Here is a 14,479-nt window from a genome sequence, read left to right on the forward strand (position 1 = left end):
GGCGCTCAGAAAAATCTACTCCGCGTTCGACTCTGCGTCCGCCTGCCCGATCCGGGCCGCCCGGACCGCGCTGGCCGTATTGGGGGGCGCTCAGCCCAGATCGCGCCCGACGATCGACACGTCATCGGGATTGAAGAAGCCGGGGATCGTCCAGCCGTCGAGGTCGTACTCGGCCATGCACTGCTCGGCGAAGCCTTCGAGCATCTGGGTCATGGAGCCCATCCCTGGGATCTCAAAGTCGGCCACCGCCAGGTTCTCGAACCTGATCTGTTCGCTGTTTCCTGCGTAGTTCCGCTCGTACAACTCGTGGCGGCCGCCGAATTCGCTGGCAGTGGCGTCCCAGAGCAGCTTCATGATCTTCATCCGGTCCAGTGCCGGAATGCCGTTGGACCCCCGCACGTACTTCTCGAGATACGGCCGGATCTCGTCGGACTTGAAGTCCGCCGCGTTGGAGTTCACGTAGATCAAGCCAGAGGCCACCACTGACTGGATGATCTCTTTGACCCGCGGATAGAAGTAGGGCGTGAAGGTCCGGTAGGCCATGCCGTAGATCAGCGATGGCTGCACCGCGCCGTTCTCCCACGGATCGGGGCTCTTGCACATGGCATCGCTCAGCCCCCACATCAGGTTGCGGATGGCGATCACCTCGCCCAGGTTTGCCTGCACCCCCCGGAAGTCGCGGGTGCCGGTGGCCCGAAGCGCCTTCGACAGCAGACCCGCAATGAAGTCGAGCTTCACGCACAACCGAGCGAGGCCGTGGAACGTGAAGCGGGGGATGAAGCCTGACGCGGGAAAGAAGTTGTTGGCGGTCTCGAGATCGCCGTACAGGAACACGTTCTCCCAGGGGATGAGCACCTTGTCGAACACCAGGATCGAGTCGTTCTCGTCGAGCCGGCTCGAAAGCGGGTAATCGAACACGCTGCCGGTCGCTGCGGCCTGCAGCTCGTAGGAGTTGCGGCAGATGAGCTTCACGCCTTCGCAGTCCATCGGCGTCGTGCAGACGATGGCGTACTCGGGCTTCTGGATCGGGACCGGGCCGAAGTGGGCGATGAAGTTGTAGTGCGTCAGCGCCGAACCGGTAGCAACCACCTTGGCGCCCGACACGATCAGGCCGTTGTCAGTCTCCCGCTCGACATGCATGCACACCTCGCCGGCCTCATCGGCGCCAAGGTGGCGGTCCACCGGTGGATGGACGATGGCGTGGTTCCAGTACGACACCTCTTCTTGGGAGCGCTTGTACCAGTACTGGGCATTGTCGTAGTAGTCGCCGTAGAACTCAGGGAACGCTCCGAGCGTGCCCAGGAACGAGGCCTTGTAGTCGGGGCTGCGGCCCATCCATCCGTAGGTCAGGCGCTGCCAGCCCGCAATGGCGTCCCGGGCGCCCACAAGGTCGTCTGCGCTGTGGGGCACTCGGAAGAACTTGTGCGTCTTGCCGCCGGAGCCGGTGTCCGTCTCGCACATCAGCACGTCCTGCTGGTCAGGATCGTGCAGTGCGTCGTACAGGCGAGCGATCGAACGCACGCTGTTGCGGAACGCTGGGTGCGTCGTGACGTCACGCACCTTCTCGCCGTGGAAGTACACCGTGCGCCCGTCGCGCAGGCTCTCGACGTACTCGTCGCCGGTCATCGGCGACCATGTCTCGACTGTTTGGCTCATGACTCCCCCTGTCCAGTCTCCCGGGATGCGGTCCCTGACCATAACGCAGGGCGTGACATGGCGATTTGCCTCGACACAATACTGAGTTCATTCATTTTAGGGGATGAGCAGTACCTTCCCGGTGGTGGCCCGGCCTTGCAGGGCTTCGTGGGCGCTGCGCGCATCGGCCATCGCGAAGCGTGCGCCGATACGCACGTCGAGGCGGCCCTCGGCGATCCATCCGAACAGGTCACCCGCCCGTCCCTCGAGCTCGTTGCGGGTGAGCGTGTGGTGAGCAAGCGTCGGCCGGGTGAGGAACAGCGACCCTCCGGTGGACAGCCGCAGCGGTGCCAGCGGCGGCACCGGTCCCGAAGCATTGCCGAAGGTGGCCATCATCCCCCGCGGCCGCAGGATCTCCAGGCCCCGCTCGAATGTGTCAGCGCCCACCCCGTCGAAGACGACGTCGAGCGGCCGGGGGCCGGCGATGCGCTCCACGGCGTCGCCGAAGTCCTCGTCGCGGTAGTTGATGACGTGATCGGCACCGGCGCCCGCCGCCAATTCAGCCTTCTCGGGCGTGCTGACGGTCGTGAAGACCTCGGCGCCGCGGAGCTTGGCGATCTGGATGAGCAGCAGCCCGACGCCACCAGCGCCGGCGTGGATGAGGCAGCGATGCCCGGGCTCCAACGGGAACGTGGCGCAGGCCAGAAAGTGGGCGGTCATGCCCTGCAACATGGTCGCCGCGCCCAACTCGGTGCTGATGCCCTCGGGCAGCACGATTGCCACGCCGGCCGGCACCCGCGCCTTCTGCGCGTATGAACCCGTGTGGGACGTCCAAGCCACCCGATCGCCAACCGCGAGGCTTTCGACCTCGTCGCCCACCTCGGCGACGACGCCCGCGCCCTCCACGCCCGAGATGAACGGCAACGGCATGGGGTACAGACCGCTGCGGTGGTAGGTGTCGATGTAGTTGACGCCCGAAGCCTCAAGCTCGACGACGACCGTCCCTGCGTCGGCGACCGGGTCGTCCACCTCGGTCCAGACGAGAGCTTCGGGCCCGCCGGGTTCCGTTACCTGTATCGCTCGCATGCGCGCAGCAGGCTCAGGCGTTGCTGAAGTTCGTCTCGTAGTCGGTGGTGTCGACCAGCAGGTCTTCTTCAGGCAGCATCTTGGCGTAGTTGAGAGCGCCATTGATGTCGTGTTCCCACACCTCGGCTGGCAACTCGTAGAGGACCTCGACGCCGTATCCGTTGGGATCGTTGATGTAGACGCTGTGGGTCATGCCATGGTCGACCCGCAGGTTCATCGAGACGTCGTTCTCCTTGAGGAACTGCACCTGCTCCAACCAGGACTCCCGGTCGGGATAGGAGATGGCGATGTGGTTCACCGCGCACGCGCTGTCGAACATGTCCCACTTCTCGGGCGGCGCCGGAAGGTTCGCAAGCTCGACCAGGGCCACGTCATGGTGATTCACGTCGTCGACAACGCCGCTGTAGAACTGCATCTTCACGGGGGGAACGTCGTATTTGTCGGGATCCAGCGCCCCGACCTGCTTGAAGCCCAGCAGGTCGCACCAGAAGTGATGCGACTCCTCCATGTTGCGGACGTTGAGCACGAGGTGGTTCACGCCCCGAGGCGTGACCGCAGTGCTGCGTTTGTTGATGGTTTCGCTCATGGGCTACCCCCTGGACATGCGACCAGTGCCTAGGTCCGACCGCAGCTTCCTTGCGCCGAGCCTAGCCCCACTCGCCGTGAACGGAGAAAGCTGACTGCGCTCAGAGCGCCTCGAGTCGAGGCTTGACCTCGGCGGCGATCCACTCCGGGATCGTGTCGTCCTCATGACAGAAGTGCTCGAACACCACCTCGTCGAGGCCGACATCTCGCAACTGCCCCACATGGTCGACGAGCTGGCCCACCGAGCCGCGCCACGGGCCGTGGCCAGCCGCAATGGCGTCCTCGAGGCTGATGCCCGAGCCCTCGGGGGCCATCATGTCCAAGAAGCGCTGCAAGGCCATGCCTTCTTGGTGTTCGTCGGGGCCGATGGTGGCGAAGATGAGCATCGAACGGCGAATGTCCGCGGGGTCACGACCGAAGTCCTCGCAGTGCCTCGCCAGGGCCTCGTTGGCGGCCCGGTAGTCGTCGAGGTCGAGCGGGGTGGCATTCCACTCGTGTGCATGCTCGGCGGCGATGCGCAGCGTGCGCCGCGGGCCGGTGCCCCCGATGAGAATCGGCGGTCGTCCAGCGGGCGGGTGAGGCTTCGAGTTCGTGCCGCTGATCCGATAGTGGGTGCCCTCGAACGTGCCCGAATCGGAGTACCACAGCTCGGTCATGAGCGCGATCGCCTCTTCGAGCCGGTCGTAGCGCTCAGGTCCAGGCGGGAAGTCGATTCCGTAGATCTCATGCTCATCGGGGTACCAGCCCGCGCCGAGGCCCATGACGAAGCGGCCACCTGAGAGCGAGTCGAGCTGCTGGGCCATGCGGCCGACGTTGACGGGCTCACGGAATGTGACCGGGGTGACGAGAGGGCCGAATCGGATCCGCTCGGTTTCGGTGGCAGCCATGGCGAACGACAGGTAGACGTCGATGGCGTCCTTCTGCTTGCCGTTGAAGTAGTGGTCCGACCGGAACAGCGAATGGAATTCCAGCCGCTCGATGAGCCGACAGATGTGCCGCCACCGCTCCCATCCCAGTGGCGTGGCCTCTCCGATGATGATCCCGACGTCCATTGCTCACATTCCTTCCCGGCGGCCACCGCAACCATTCGTCATCCATCCGTCGCACGACGTGGTGCTCGGCAGTATCGGTGCGCTCCGAAGCGTAATCTCGGCGCCCATCCCACAACGGAGGCCGGAATTCGCCATGCCAGACACCACTGACTCGAAGTCGTTGACCCTCGTCGGCGCCCGTAAGGCACTCGATGCGGCGCTCGAGGCGGCCGAGGCCATGGGCAAGCGCTTCTGCATCGCCGTCACGGACGCGGCGGGTGATCCCATCGCAACTGCCCGCATGGATGGCGCTCCCCGGCTGTCGGTTGGCATCGCTCTCAACAAGGCCTTCACGGTCGCCGGATTCGGCGGCATGCCCAGCGGCGCATGGTGGGATCTCATCAAGGACGAGCCTGCGTTGGTACACGGCATCACGCACACCCCGAGACTCATCGTGTTCGGGGGCGGCGTCGGCATCTTTGTGGACGGCACCTTGGCGGGTGCCATCGGTGCGTCTGGCGGCTCGGCTGACGAGGACACCGAGGTGGCCCAAGCGGGCGCCGCCGCAGTGACCGGCTAGATCAGCGGCCGGCTAGATCAGCCCAACCCGTTCGTCGCTGCTGGCCCTGCCGGGCGAGCTCAGCCTTGGCGCTTGGCCAGCCACTCCTCGAACTCGGGGCGCCGATCCTTCGAGATCGGGAACACGCCGATCGAGCTCTCGCCCGCAGCGACCCGTTCGATCGCCCATTCCTCTTCGATCTCCTGGGCGTAGGAGTCGTTGGCGACCTCGGGGGCGAGAAGTGCCGGGATCACTACGGCACCTTCGCCGTCACCCACGATGATGTCGCCCGGAAACACCGTGACACCGGCGCACGCGATCGGCACCTGGTGATCGAGCGGCGTGTGCAGCCGGCCAAGCGTCGCTGCGTGGGACGACTGGTGGTACACGGGCAGGCCGACCTCGGCCACCGCAGGCGTGTCACGCAGGGCACCATCGGTGATGAAGCCGGCGCCGCCGAGGTGCTTCACGCGCATCGAGAAGATGTCGCCGATCGTGCCGGCGTGCGGCTCGCCACGGGCCTCAACGATGAGCACCTCTTCGGGCTCGATCGACTCCACGGCCTGCCGCTGGGCGTTGGGACCCTGCATGCGGCGCTCGAAATCCTCACGCTTAGGCACGAAACGCAGCGTGTGCGCATAGCCCAGCATCCGCTGTCCCGCGTTGAGTGGCCGCAGACCGTTCAGGAAGCTGTTCTGCATTCCCCGGCGCTGCATCTGGCCCGCCAGCGTGGCGGTAGAGACTGCGTTGAACTTCATTCGCATGTCGTCGGTGAGCTCCACCGGGCGGTGTGCTTGGTCAGCCATGGTTTCTCCCTTGCTCGGCCCGAACGGGCGCCAGGTACAGCGCGCTGAACGGTCTCGCGCCGCCAGCAATGTAACCAAGCAGCGCCACGCAACGAGTCGCTGCACTTCTCGACAAGCCGCAATAGCCGGGGTGCGCGGGTTGCAATTGTGGTGCCGCTCCCTCGGGCAACGGCCTCAATTGCGGCACATTCGCCGACTGCGCTCAGTTCTTCAAACCGACTTATACTCCGCGCTGGGCGAGGTCCGACACCTCGCCTGCTGGGAACGCCGCCTCTGGAGAGGCCTGAGTTCCCGTCCGGGTGCGACCCCGGGCACCACACGGAGGGGAAGCACCCATGCTTCGAAAACTGACAGCAATCGCATTTGCCATAGTGCTCGTAGCCGCAGCCTGCGCCAGCGATGACGACAGCGCCACAGACGACACGGAGGCACCTGCCGCCACGACCGAGGCGATGGCCGGCGACGACATGGCCGGCGACGACATGGCCGACGACGACATGGCCGAAGGCGACCATCTCGCGTGCGGTCTCGGAAACGGTCAGCAAGCGACCGGTGAACCGATCGTCATCGGCAACGTGACCACTTCCGTTCCCGGCATCGACTTCTCGACCGGTCCGCTCATGATGAAGGCGTTCTTTGATTGCGTGAACGCCAATGGCGGCATTCACGGTCGCCCGCTGGAGATGGTCTGGGAGAACGACAACTTGAATCCTGCGGACGCTGCGGCTGCTGCTCGCAAGCTGGTCGAAACCGACCGGGTCGTGGCCCTCGCTGGAGGCTTCTCGATCCTGGACTGCCCGGTCAACGCCGGCTACTACGAGGAGCAGGGCTACAAGGTCATCGTCTCTGGTGTGCCAGCGGAGTGCTTCAGCTCGCCGAGCATTGCTGCGACCAACATGGGACCCGCCTACTCGGCACTCGGTGCGGCGCAGGCTGTGGTGGCCAAGGGCGCAACCGGCAAGATCGTGACCACAACTGGCATCACGCCCACCTCGCACTACTACAACTCGCTCGCTGGCATCTACGTCCAACAGCATGGTCTCGAGTGGGAAGACGTACAGCACGAGGTGCCGCTTGCCGATGCCACGTCAATCGTGCTCGATCTGGTCAACCGAGCCGGCGACGGCGGCGGAGTGATCCTCAACTTCACGCCGCCCGAAGGCCTGAAGATCCTCAAGGCCGCCGAGGAGCAGGGTCTGATTGACCGGGTTCTTTGGGGTTCGTCCACGCCGCTGAACGACAGCTCGGTGGCGGTTGCGCTCGGCCCCGCTTGGGAAGGCAAGATCAATGTCAACGCCGAGTTCAGCCTGCTTGACGATCCTCGCGACGACGTGGAGCTGTACCGGCAGGTGACGGCCCAGTTCAACCCCGACCCGACGCTCGGCAGCTTCCAGCAGATGGGCTTCGTTGCCGGACAGATCCTCACGCACGCCCTGCTCGGAATGGACCCGGCCGACCTGGACGACCCGGTAGCGGTCAACGCAGCGATCGGCGCGGTCGCCAACTTCGAGACCGACCACCTGTGCAAGCCGTGGTACTTCGGCGGCCTGCCACTTGGCAATGTGCCCAACAACTGGGACTACAACGTGGTGCCCAACGGCGTCGACCGCATGGTGGATGACAGCGGCTGCTTCGAGATTGCCGAGGTCGATCCGATCCTCATCGCCGTGCGTGACGCAGAGCGGGCCGGCGGCCTCACCGCGGACGAGCCGAACAACTGGACGGGCGGCTTGGGCTCCGGCGGCTGATCCACCCTCTCCACGACCCGAAATACACCGCATACATCGGTTCGGATGCCCGGTACTTCGATACTGCTGCCCTTCATCATTCAGGGCTTGGCATTCGGGGCGATGTATGCGGTGACCGGGACGAGCATCGTCGTCCTGTACCGCACCACCGGTGTGGTGAACCTGGCGTTCGGTGCCATCGGCTCGATGGGCGTCCACATCGTGTGGTCGCTGATGGGCGGCTCGCTGATCCTGCCCGAGCCTCGGGCATCGGGATTCGCGATCCTGCTGTACCCGGCGCTCGTGGCCGTTTGCGCGCTGATCTTCCTGATCTACGGATGGTTCTTGGCGCCATTGCTCGACCGGCGTGACGCGCTCGCCAAGTCGCTTGGCACGGTGGCGCTTGCGTTGTTCCTGATGGGGATCATGAAAGAGCGCTGGGACACGTCCAAGCCGCGCTCCATGCACTTCCCCAATTCGACGTTCAGAGTCGGCGGCACGGTCGTGACGACCACCCAGGTGCTGGCACTGCTGTTCGCTCTCGCAGTCGTGATCGTCGTGGGGATCTACCTGAAGCGCACGGAAACCGGCACCGCGATGCGGGCCATCGCGAACAACCGCGAGACGTCGGGCCTGTTGGGCGTCCCGGTTCGTCGCGTCGAGGCAATGGCATGGTTCGGGGCGGGCATCCTGTGCGGCTGCGTGTTCCTGCTGCTGCCGTCGCTGTTCAAGAGCATGGACCAGGCCACGCTCACCTGGTTCGTGATCCCGGCATTGGCCGGCGCCATCGTCGGCCAGCTGCGATCGCTGTGGATCACCTTCGGCGCCAGCCTCCTGATCGGGGTGGTGGAGTCGGTGCTGACGCCGTTCCACGGAAACCTGCAATTCCTGGCGACCTACCGCCGACTCACCCCTGTGGTGATCTCCGTGGTTGCGATCTTGTGGATCTCGCGTCGGCGCACCGTCGTGCTGGCCGGCAGGGAGATGTCGTGATGGAGAGCGCCGTCGGGCGTGTGCTTTCTCACATGGCGCGCACTACCGGGCGCGTGCAGTCGAATCGGGCATTCCAGCCGGCAATCGTCATCGCGCTGTTTGTCTTCGCCATGTTCGCGATGCCGTCGATCTTCGACGCCACGTGGATCCACAACTTCACCCAGATGGCGATCTTCTCGATGGTGGCAGCCAGCGTGGGAATGCTGTACGGCCGGGTGGGTCTGGTGTCACTCGGCCAAGTTGCGCCTTATGGCATCGGCACTTGGATCACGGTCCGGCTGGCGTTCGCGACCGACGTCCCGTACCCGTTGCTCATGATCGTCGGCGGCGTCGGTGCCGCCGTGATCGGCGTGCTCATCGGCCTGCCCGCGCTGCGAGTCAGCGGGCTGTACCTGGCGCTGGTGACGCTGATGCTGGCGGTGGGGGTTGAGATCATCCTGTTCCAGCTGAAGCTGCCCAACGGAGGCAGCGGATTTCGGGGCGTCGCAGCGTCGCTCACTGCGATCACGCCGGTGCGGCGGCCGGTCTTCGCCCAGACCGACGTTGCCTACTTCCGGTTCGCCGTGGTGGTGGCGTTCATCGTCTTCATGCTGGCAGTGGCCTTCCTCGCAACCAAGCCAGGACGAGCCTGGGCGTCGGTGCGTCAAAGCGAGCCCTCCGCGCTGGCTTCGGGCATCGACATCACCCGCTACAAGCTGATCGCATTCGGCCTTGCAGCGTTCATGGCCGGCGTGGCGGGCGGATTGTTCGCCGGCCACGTGCAGAACTCGATCGGCGTCAACGAGTTCAACCGGCAGGCGGCGCTGCTGCTCATCGCGGTCGTGCTCATGGGCGGCATCAATTCGCTGTGGGGTGCGGTGCTCGCTGCCTTCTTCGCCGAGATCTTGCTCGACTTCTTGACCCAGAACGTCATCGGCCACCAGTTCTGGAACGACTTCGCCCTGACCATCTTCGGCATCGGTCTCATGATCAACCTCATCCAGACGACGAAGTCGATGGAGCGCAAGGGCCTGCTCGAGTGATCGAGATCACCGGCCTCAGCGTGCAGTTCGGCGGCGTCCGCTCGCTCGACGAGGTGACGCTCACGTTTCCGGGTGGCACATGCGGGCTGATCGGCCCCAATGGCGCCGGCAAGACGACGCTTTTCAACGTGATGTCGGGCTTCGTCACACCTGCCGCTGGACAAGTGATGATCGACGACGTCGATTTGCTCGCGATGACCGACTACCGGCGCGCACGCTGGGGAGTTCGACGCACGTTTCAAACCGTGCAGACCATCGAGAGCCTGACCGTGTACGAGAACGTGCGAACGGTGCACGAGCACGCTGCTGAAGACTCGCGCTCCGAAGGGCAAGACGCTGTCGACGATGTGCTGGCGTTTACCGGATTGACCGAAGTGCGTGATGCCGTCGTCCGCACGCTGTCACAGCGTGATCGACGGTTCATTGAAGTAGCACGGGCCATCGTGGGCGCACCACGAGTCGTGCTGCTCGACGAGCCGGCCGCCGGGTTGCCCGAAGAAGAAACTGAACAACTCGCACAGATCATTCGGAGCGTGCCTGAGCGCACGGGGGCCACAGTGATCTTGGTGGACCATGACATGTCGCTGGTGCAGGCGTGCTGTGATTGGACCGCCGTGCTCGACTTCGGTCGTCTGGTCGCCGCCGGGCCGACCGCCGAGGTGTTGCACGACGAGAAGGTCATTGCCGCCTACGTCGGCGACGAGGAGGTATGACCGTGTCTGATGGCACAGCGTCCCAGAGCGCTGCGACATCAAACTTGGTGCTTGCCGATCTGACCGTCGACCGTGGCGGTCGGCCGGTCGTCCACGATGTCTCACTCGAGGTGCCGCCAGGCGAGATCACCACGATGCTCGGGCCGAATGGCGCCGGCAAGTCCAGCCTCGCAGCCGCCATCGCCGGCTTGGCCCGTGTGCGGTCAGGCCAGGTCACGCTGGGAGGCACCGATATCACCAGCTGGCGGCCAGAACGAGTGCGCCACGCCGGGGCGTCCGTCGTGCCCGAGGGGCGCCGGCTGCTCACCGATCTGACTGTGGCCGACAACATGCGAGTCGCTACGTACTCGCTCGACGCTGAGGCTGCTGCCGACGGTGTCGAGTACGCGAGGTCGCTCTTTCCGGAGTTGGATCGCCGCTGGGAGAGCTACGGACGATTGCTGTCGGGTGGCGAGCAGCAGATGGTGGTGCTGGCCCAGGCACTGGTGTCTCGGCCCAAGGTGCTCGTGGTCGACGAGCTTTCGCTGGGACTGGCGCCCATTGTCGTGAAGCGCCTCACGCCAGTGCTGGCCGAGGTGGCCAACAGCGGTGTGGCCGTGCTGCTGATCGAGCAGTTCGCACAGGTCGCGCTTGGGTTGGCCACAAAGGCCTACGTGCTGGAGGGCGGACGCATCCGCTACGACGGCAGCGCTGCGGAATTGATCCACCAACCCGAGGTGCTGCACTCGGCATACCTGCTCCAGGACTGACGCATCAGTGGCCGAGACCGAACGGCCATCGAGAACGAAGCGCAGACCGTCGCTCGAACCGTTAGCCGTCGAACCGTAAGCCGTCGAACCCGAAGGAAATGTCGTGGCAACATCGAAGACCATCGACCCCATCGAGCTGTCGAGCCGGCTGATCGACACCGGCGTGGCCGACGAGCAGATCGTGCGGGTCGACAACGCACTCAGTGAGATCGACGACAACGTGGCGCTGATCGAGGCGTTCAGCAACATGGTCGCCTTCGGCACCGACGACGGCTTGGTGTGCCTGGACGCCAGCGGGCCGTTCAGCGGAGCGGCGGTCGTGGACTCGCTGCGGGCCTGGTCCGCGGATCGCATCAACACGCTGCTGTACACCCATGGGCACATCGATCACGTGGGCGGCAGCGGCGCGCTCGCTGCCGATGCGGCCGAGCGCCGCCAGCCTTTGCCTGATGTTGTCGGGCACGACAACGTGATTCCGCGCTTCGAGCGCTACAACGCCACCAACGGCTACAACCTCATCATCAACCGGCGCCAGTTCGGACTCGGGCTGCGCCAGCGCGGGGTGGGCATCGCATTCGACGACGACAGCTTTCTGCCATCCAATGCGTTGTGGCCGACGCGCACCTACCGCACGCATGACTCGCTGTCGGTGGGAGGGCTCGACCTTGAGCTGCACCACGACAAGGGCGAGACCGACGATCACACGTGGGCGTGGGTGCCCTCGCACCGGGCAATCTGCCCCGGCGACCTCGTGGCGTGGGTTTTTCCCAACGCCGGCAACCCCCAGAAGGTGCAGCGCTACCCGCTGGAGTGGGCTCGGGCGCTGCGCCGCATGGACGCCCTCGAGCCTGAGCTGCTGATCCCAGCGCACGGCCTCCCGGTGCGGGGCCGTGAACGAATCGGCACGGTGCTGCTGACACTGGCCGAGTCGCTGGAGATGCTGGTGAGCCAGACGATCGACCTCATGAACGAGGGCGCACCGCTGGACGAGATCCTCCAGAGCGTTTCGCTGCCAGCGGAGTGGCTGGAACGCCCTTGGATGAGGCCCGTCTACGACGAGCCCGAGTTCGTGATCCGCAACATCTGGCGCCAGTACGGGGGTTGGTGGGATCTGGACCCGGCGTATCTCAAGCCGTCGCCGAAAGCTGAGCTTGCCGGCGAGGTGGTGCGTCTCGGCGGCGGCGCCGAGGCGTTCGCATCGCGGGCCCAGGAGCTGGTCGAAGCCGGGAATCTGAAGCTGGCGTGTCACCTCATCGAGCTGGCCGTGGCCGCTGACCCGACGTCCGCGAGCTTGCACGGCGTGCGTTCGGAGATCTACGAGGCTCGCCGGGCGGCCGAATCGTCGCTGATGTCGATCGGCATCTACAGCGCAACCGCCGCCGAGTCACGCCATATCGCCGAGAGCAGCTAATCCTGCGCTCCTGCGGCGATGGCTTCGCAGAGTCGTTGCGGGGTGATCGGCGTGATCAGGTGCCGTACGCCGAGGTGTGACAAGACTGCCGTGCAATCGGGATGCTGACGGCGATTCGCTAACGCGCAGGGCTGGTCAAAATCGCGCTACTGCTGCGTTTCCGAGTGTTCCCGACTCTGGTAGAGGTGTGGGCGGTGCCTTCAGTAGGCTCGTGTTGTGAGAGGCGAGGAACAGGCCAGCATCAGGCATGGCTCCGACGCTCGCGGGTTGGTTGACGCCATGCTCGCCCGCTGTGTCGATTCGGAGGTGAGATCAGGTGAGCACCGTCGTTTCCGAGGACCGAATTCGCGAGATGGTTGAATCTGTCGGCGGTCTGGAGGCCGTGCTTGAAGGCGAACGCCAGTTCAAAGCCGACCAGAGGTACCTGGAGGACAACCGCGAACGCTTCAAGGAGCAGTATCCGGACCAGTGGATCGGAATCGTGCACCTGCGGGTCGTCGCCCACGGAGACACAGCGGACGACGTATTGGCAGCACTCCTTGAGGCCGATGAAGACATCAGCGGTGCTGTCCTGCACCATGCATGCGTTGAGGATTCCATCTGGCTGCTTGCCGAAGGGAGCCGGTGCGCCGCGTAAAGGGCGACTTCAGCAGATCAGACCAACGCCCGTACGCAGTCGCACTCGTCGAATTGCCTCGACTTGGTGTCGCACGCCCGCGCTCGGCCCAGCGGCAGCGATGCCAAGCGGGTCGGACGGCATGGAACCTACCGGGGAGAAAGTGACCGAGTGCTGCCGGTAAGTTCTCGGCGTGGCGATCTACGAGGCTTACCGAGGGCTGACGCTGCCGGAAGCCTTGCTGGAGCTTGTCGAGCGTCACGGCAACGAGCGGACGCGACACTTGAGCCAGTACGAGTGCAAGCTGTTGGAGATCGCAGCCGACTGGCTTGACCGCAACGGTTGCCGTATTCACGTTCCGCAGTAGCGACACCCTTACGGAGCGAGTGCGCCGGTTCGTGGACGGTGCGGAGGATTCCTCCTTGTCCCGGCGCCCACACAGAATCCCCATTTCCTTTCCGTCCGCGCTACCAGCCGGGACCGGTGTCTCGTAAGGGGAACGACAAGGGCAGGACGGCTCAGAGCTTCTCAAGCACTGCATCTGGAGCGTCAGGTCGAAGCCCGAGCTTGTGCTTGAGAAGCTCGCCGGCGGCGTCACGTGTTGACGTTCTGGTGATGATGCTGTTGCCGAGGATGCAGATGCCCTCCCATTCGGGATTGCGCTTACGCCAGTCCACGTCGGCGAGGGCGCTAAGGGCGTCGAGGCTCATGCCTTGTTCTCTCAGCACAGCGCCGACGCGTCCGAGCGCCCACAGCACCAGCGTGTATGAGGACAGGTATTCCTGGCGTGCTTCGATTGAGGTCATCGTTCCAGCCGCGATCTCCGACCATGGCTCCACGAACTGCGTCACTCGGTTCCAGAAGTCGATGGCGTAGTTGCGTGCTTCGGCGACGGTCGCTTCGTCAGCGTCGTCGGGTATGTCGCCCAGCAGTTGGGTGTTGGCGCGTTGCAGCCCTGAGAGCGTCGCGAAGTTCCGGTTCCTGACCGACAGCGATACGCGTTCCTTGTCGGTGCGCCCCCTGAACGACGCCACGGCATCCACGCAGTCCATCTGGAGACGCTGGTGAGCCAGACGATCGACCTTATGAACGAGGGCGCGTCCCTCGACGAGATCCTCCAGAGCGTTTCGCTGCCAGCGGAGTGGCTGGAGCGCTCCTGGATGAGGCCCGTCTACGACGAGCCCGAGTTCGTGATTCGCAACATCTGGCGCCAGTACGGGGGTTGGTGGGATCTCGACCCGGCGTATCTCAAGCCGTCGCCCAAGGCTGAGCTTGCCGGCGAAGTGGTGCGCCTCGGCGGTGGTGCTGAGGTGATCGCAGCACGGGCGCAGGAATTGGTCGACGAGGGCGATTTCAAGCTGGCGTGCCACCTGATCGAGCTGGCGGTGGCATCCGACCCGACCTCCGTCAGCCTGCACGGCACTCGAGCTGAGATCTACGATGCTCGACGGATGGCCGAGCGCTCGCTCATGTCGATCGGCATCTTCAGCGCCGCCGCCGCCGAGTCCCGAGAGATTGCCGACGGCAGCTAGGTGCCGCGAATCCC

Annotated in this window: 16 protein-coding genes; 10 read left to right on the forward strand and 6 right to left on the reverse strand. The window is 64.9% G+C overall.

Annotated elements, in window-relative coordinates:
• Window positions 1-90 precede the first annotated feature (90 nt).
• From ACQY5K_RS06165 to ACQY5K_RS06180, 4 genes are all read right to left on the reverse strand, one after another.
• Window positions 91-1,656: a 4-hydroxyphenylacetate 3-hydroxylase N-terminal domain-containing protein gene (locus ACQY5K_RS06165; RefSeq protein WP_428121050.1), complete on the reverse strand. Its 1,566-nt coding sequence runs from the start codon at window positions 1,654-1,656 to the stop codon at window positions 91-93.
• Between the two features lie 96 nt (window positions 1,657-1,752).
• Window positions 1,753-2,721: a quinone oxidoreductase family protein gene (locus ACQY5K_RS06170; protein WP_428121053.1), complete on the reverse strand. Its 969-nt coding sequence runs from the start codon at window positions 2,719-2,721 to the stop codon at window positions 1,753-1,755.
• 13 nt (window positions 2,722-2,734) lie between these two features.
• Window positions 2,735-3,307: a VOC family protein gene (locus tag ACQY5K_RS06175; RefSeq protein ID WP_428121055.1), complete on the reverse strand. Its 573-nt coding sequence runs from the start codon at window positions 3,305-3,307 to the stop codon at window positions 2,735-2,737.
• 100 nt (window positions 3,308-3,407) lie between these two features.
• On the reverse strand, window positions 3,408-4,358 hold the full coding sequence (locus tag ACQY5K_RS06180; protein ID WP_428121058.1) for a TIGR03560 family F420-dependent LLM class oxidoreductase: 951 nt from the start codon (window positions 4,356-4,358) through the stop codon (window positions 3,408-3,410).
• A 133-nt stretch (window positions 4,359-4,491) separates the two neighbouring features.
• Between ACQY5K_RS06180 and ACQY5K_RS06185 the strand changes: the two genes are divergently transcribed.
• Entirely contained in the window at window positions 4,492-4,917 is a 426-nt protein-coding gene (locus tag ACQY5K_RS06185; RefSeq protein ID WP_428121060.1) for a GlcG/HbpS family heme-binding protein, read from the forward strand.
• Between the two features lie 59 nt (window positions 4,918-4,976).
• Here the strand turns inward: ACQY5K_RS06185 and ACQY5K_RS06190 are convergent, their stop codons facing one another.
• Window positions 4,977-5,702: a hypothetical protein gene (locus tag ACQY5K_RS06190; RefSeq protein ID WP_428121063.1), complete on the reverse strand. Its 726-nt coding sequence runs from the start codon at window positions 5,700-5,702 to the stop codon at window positions 4,977-4,979.
• Between the two features lie 335 nt (window positions 5,703-6,037).
• Between ACQY5K_RS06190 and ACQY5K_RS06195 the strand changes: the two genes are divergently transcribed.
• From ACQY5K_RS06195 to ACQY5K_RS06230, 8 genes are all read left to right on the forward strand, one after another.
• The gene (locus ACQY5K_RS06195; RefSeq protein ID WP_428121066.1) at window positions 6,038-7,450 is read left to right on the forward strand and encodes an ABC transporter substrate-binding protein; all 1,413 of its coding nucleotides are present in this window, start codon (window positions 6,038-6,040) and stop codon (window positions 7,448-7,450) included.
• 45 nt (window positions 7,451-7,495) lie between these two features.
• A complete protein-coding gene (locus tag ACQY5K_RS06200; RefSeq protein ID WP_428121068.1) occupies window positions 7,496-8,422 on the forward strand; it encodes a branched-chain amino acid ABC transporter permease in 927 nt (308 codons plus the stop codon).
• Between the two features lie 32 nt (window positions 8,423-8,454).
• Window positions 8,455-9,444 (forward strand): branched-chain amino acid ABC transporter permease, encoded by a 990-nt coding sequence (locus ACQY5K_RS06205; protein WP_428121071.1) that lies wholly within the window; start codon window positions 8,455-8,457, stop codon window positions 9,442-9,444.
• Window positions 9,441-10,157, forward strand: a complete 717-nt coding sequence (locus ACQY5K_RS06210) for an ABC transporter ATP-binding protein (protein ID WP_428121073.1) — start codon at window positions 9,441-9,443, stop codon at window positions 10,155-10,157. Before ACQY5K_RS06205 ends, ACQY5K_RS06210 begins: the two co-directional genes overlap by 4 nt.
• 2 nt (window positions 10,158-10,159) lie before the next feature.
• Window positions 10,160-10,906 (forward strand): ABC transporter ATP-binding protein, encoded by a 747-nt coding sequence (locus tag ACQY5K_RS06215; RefSeq protein ID WP_428121075.1) that lies wholly within the window; start codon window positions 10,160-10,162, stop codon window positions 10,904-10,906.
• Window positions 10,907-11,009: 103 nt separating this feature from the next.
• Window positions 11,010-12,317: an alkyl sulfatase dimerization domain-containing protein gene (locus ACQY5K_RS06220; RefSeq protein ID WP_428121078.1), complete on the forward strand. Its 1,308-nt coding sequence runs from the start codon at window positions 11,010-11,012 to the stop codon at window positions 12,315-12,317.
• 316 nt (window positions 12,318-12,633) lie between these two features.
• Window positions 12,634-12,954 (forward strand): DUF5678 domain-containing protein, encoded by a 321-nt coding sequence (locus tag ACQY5K_RS06225; protein WP_428121080.1) that lies wholly within the window; start codon window positions 12,634-12,636, stop codon window positions 12,952-12,954.
• A 172-nt stretch (window positions 12,955-13,126) separates the two neighbouring features.
• On the forward strand, window positions 13,127-13,300 hold the full coding sequence (locus tag ACQY5K_RS06230; RefSeq protein ID WP_428121082.1) for a hypothetical protein: 174 nt from the start codon (window positions 13,127-13,129) through the stop codon (window positions 13,298-13,300).
• 151 nt (window positions 13,301-13,451) lie between these two features.
• On the opposite strand, the gene ACQY5K_RS06235 is transcribed toward ACQY5K_RS06230, so the two are convergent.
• Window positions 13,452-13,985, reverse strand: coding sequence for a DNA sulfur modification protein DndB (locus ACQY5K_RS06235; protein WP_428121085.1), 534 nt, complete (start codon window positions 13,983-13,985; stop codon window positions 13,452-13,454).
• Window positions 13,986-13,997: 12 nt separating this feature from the next.
• Between ACQY5K_RS06235 and ACQY5K_RS06240 the strand changes: the two genes are divergently transcribed.
• Window positions 13,998-14,465 (forward strand): alkyl sulfatase dimerization domain-containing protein, encoded by a 468-nt coding sequence (locus ACQY5K_RS06240; protein WP_428121087.1) that lies wholly within the window; start codon window positions 13,998-14,000, stop codon window positions 14,463-14,465.
• Window positions 14,466-14,479: the final 14 nt, after the last annotated feature.

The organism is Candidatus Poriferisodalis sp. (assembly GCF_965262965.1).
GTDB lineage: Bacteria > Actinomycetota > Acidimicrobiia > Acidimicrobiales > Poriferisodalaceae > Poriferisodalis.

What these genes read in the sequence shown, in the direction of transcription:
- ACQY5K_RS06170 (WP_428121053.1), bottom strand. Translation starts at nt 2,721, where the DNA reads ATGCGAGCGATACAGGTAACGGAACCCGGCGGGCCCGAAGCTCTCGTC.
- ACQY5K_RS06205 (WP_428121071.1), top strand. Translation starts at nt 8,455, where the DNA reads ATGGCGCGCACTACCGGGCGCGTGCAGTCGAATCGGGCATTCCAGCCG.
- ACQY5K_RS06165 (WP_428121050.1), bottom strand. Translation starts at nt 1,656, where the DNA reads ATGAGCCAAACAGTCGAGACATGGTCGCCGATGACCGGCGACGAGTAC.
- ACQY5K_RS06180 (WP_428121058.1), bottom strand. Translation starts at nt 4,358, where the DNA reads ATGGACGTCGGGATCATCATCGGAGAGGCCACGCCACTGGGATGGGAG.
- ACQY5K_RS06235 (WP_428121085.1), bottom strand. Translation starts at nt 13,985, where the DNA reads ATGGACTGCGTGGATGCCGTGGCGTCGTTCAGGGGGCGCACCGACAAG.
- ACQY5K_RS06185 (WP_428121060.1), top strand. Translation starts at nt 4,492, where the DNA reads ATGCCAGACACCACTGACTCGAAGTCGTTGACCCTCGTCGGCGCCCGT.
- ACQY5K_RS06175 (WP_428121055.1), bottom strand. Translation starts at nt 3,307, where the DNA reads ATGAGCGAAACCATCAACAAACGCAGCACTGCGGTCACGCCTCGGGGC.
- ACQY5K_RS06200 (WP_428121068.1), top strand. Translation starts at nt 7,496, where the DNA reads ATGCCCGGTACTTCGATACTGCTGCCCTTCATCATTCAGGGCTTGGCA.
- ACQY5K_RS06195 (WP_428121066.1), top strand. Translation starts at nt 6,038, where the DNA reads ATGCTTCGAAAACTGACAGCAATCGCATTTGCCATAGTGCTCGTAGCC.
- ACQY5K_RS06190 (WP_428121063.1), bottom strand. Translation starts at nt 5,702, where the DNA reads ATGGCTGACCAAGCACACCGCCCGGTGGAGCTCACCGACGACATGCGA.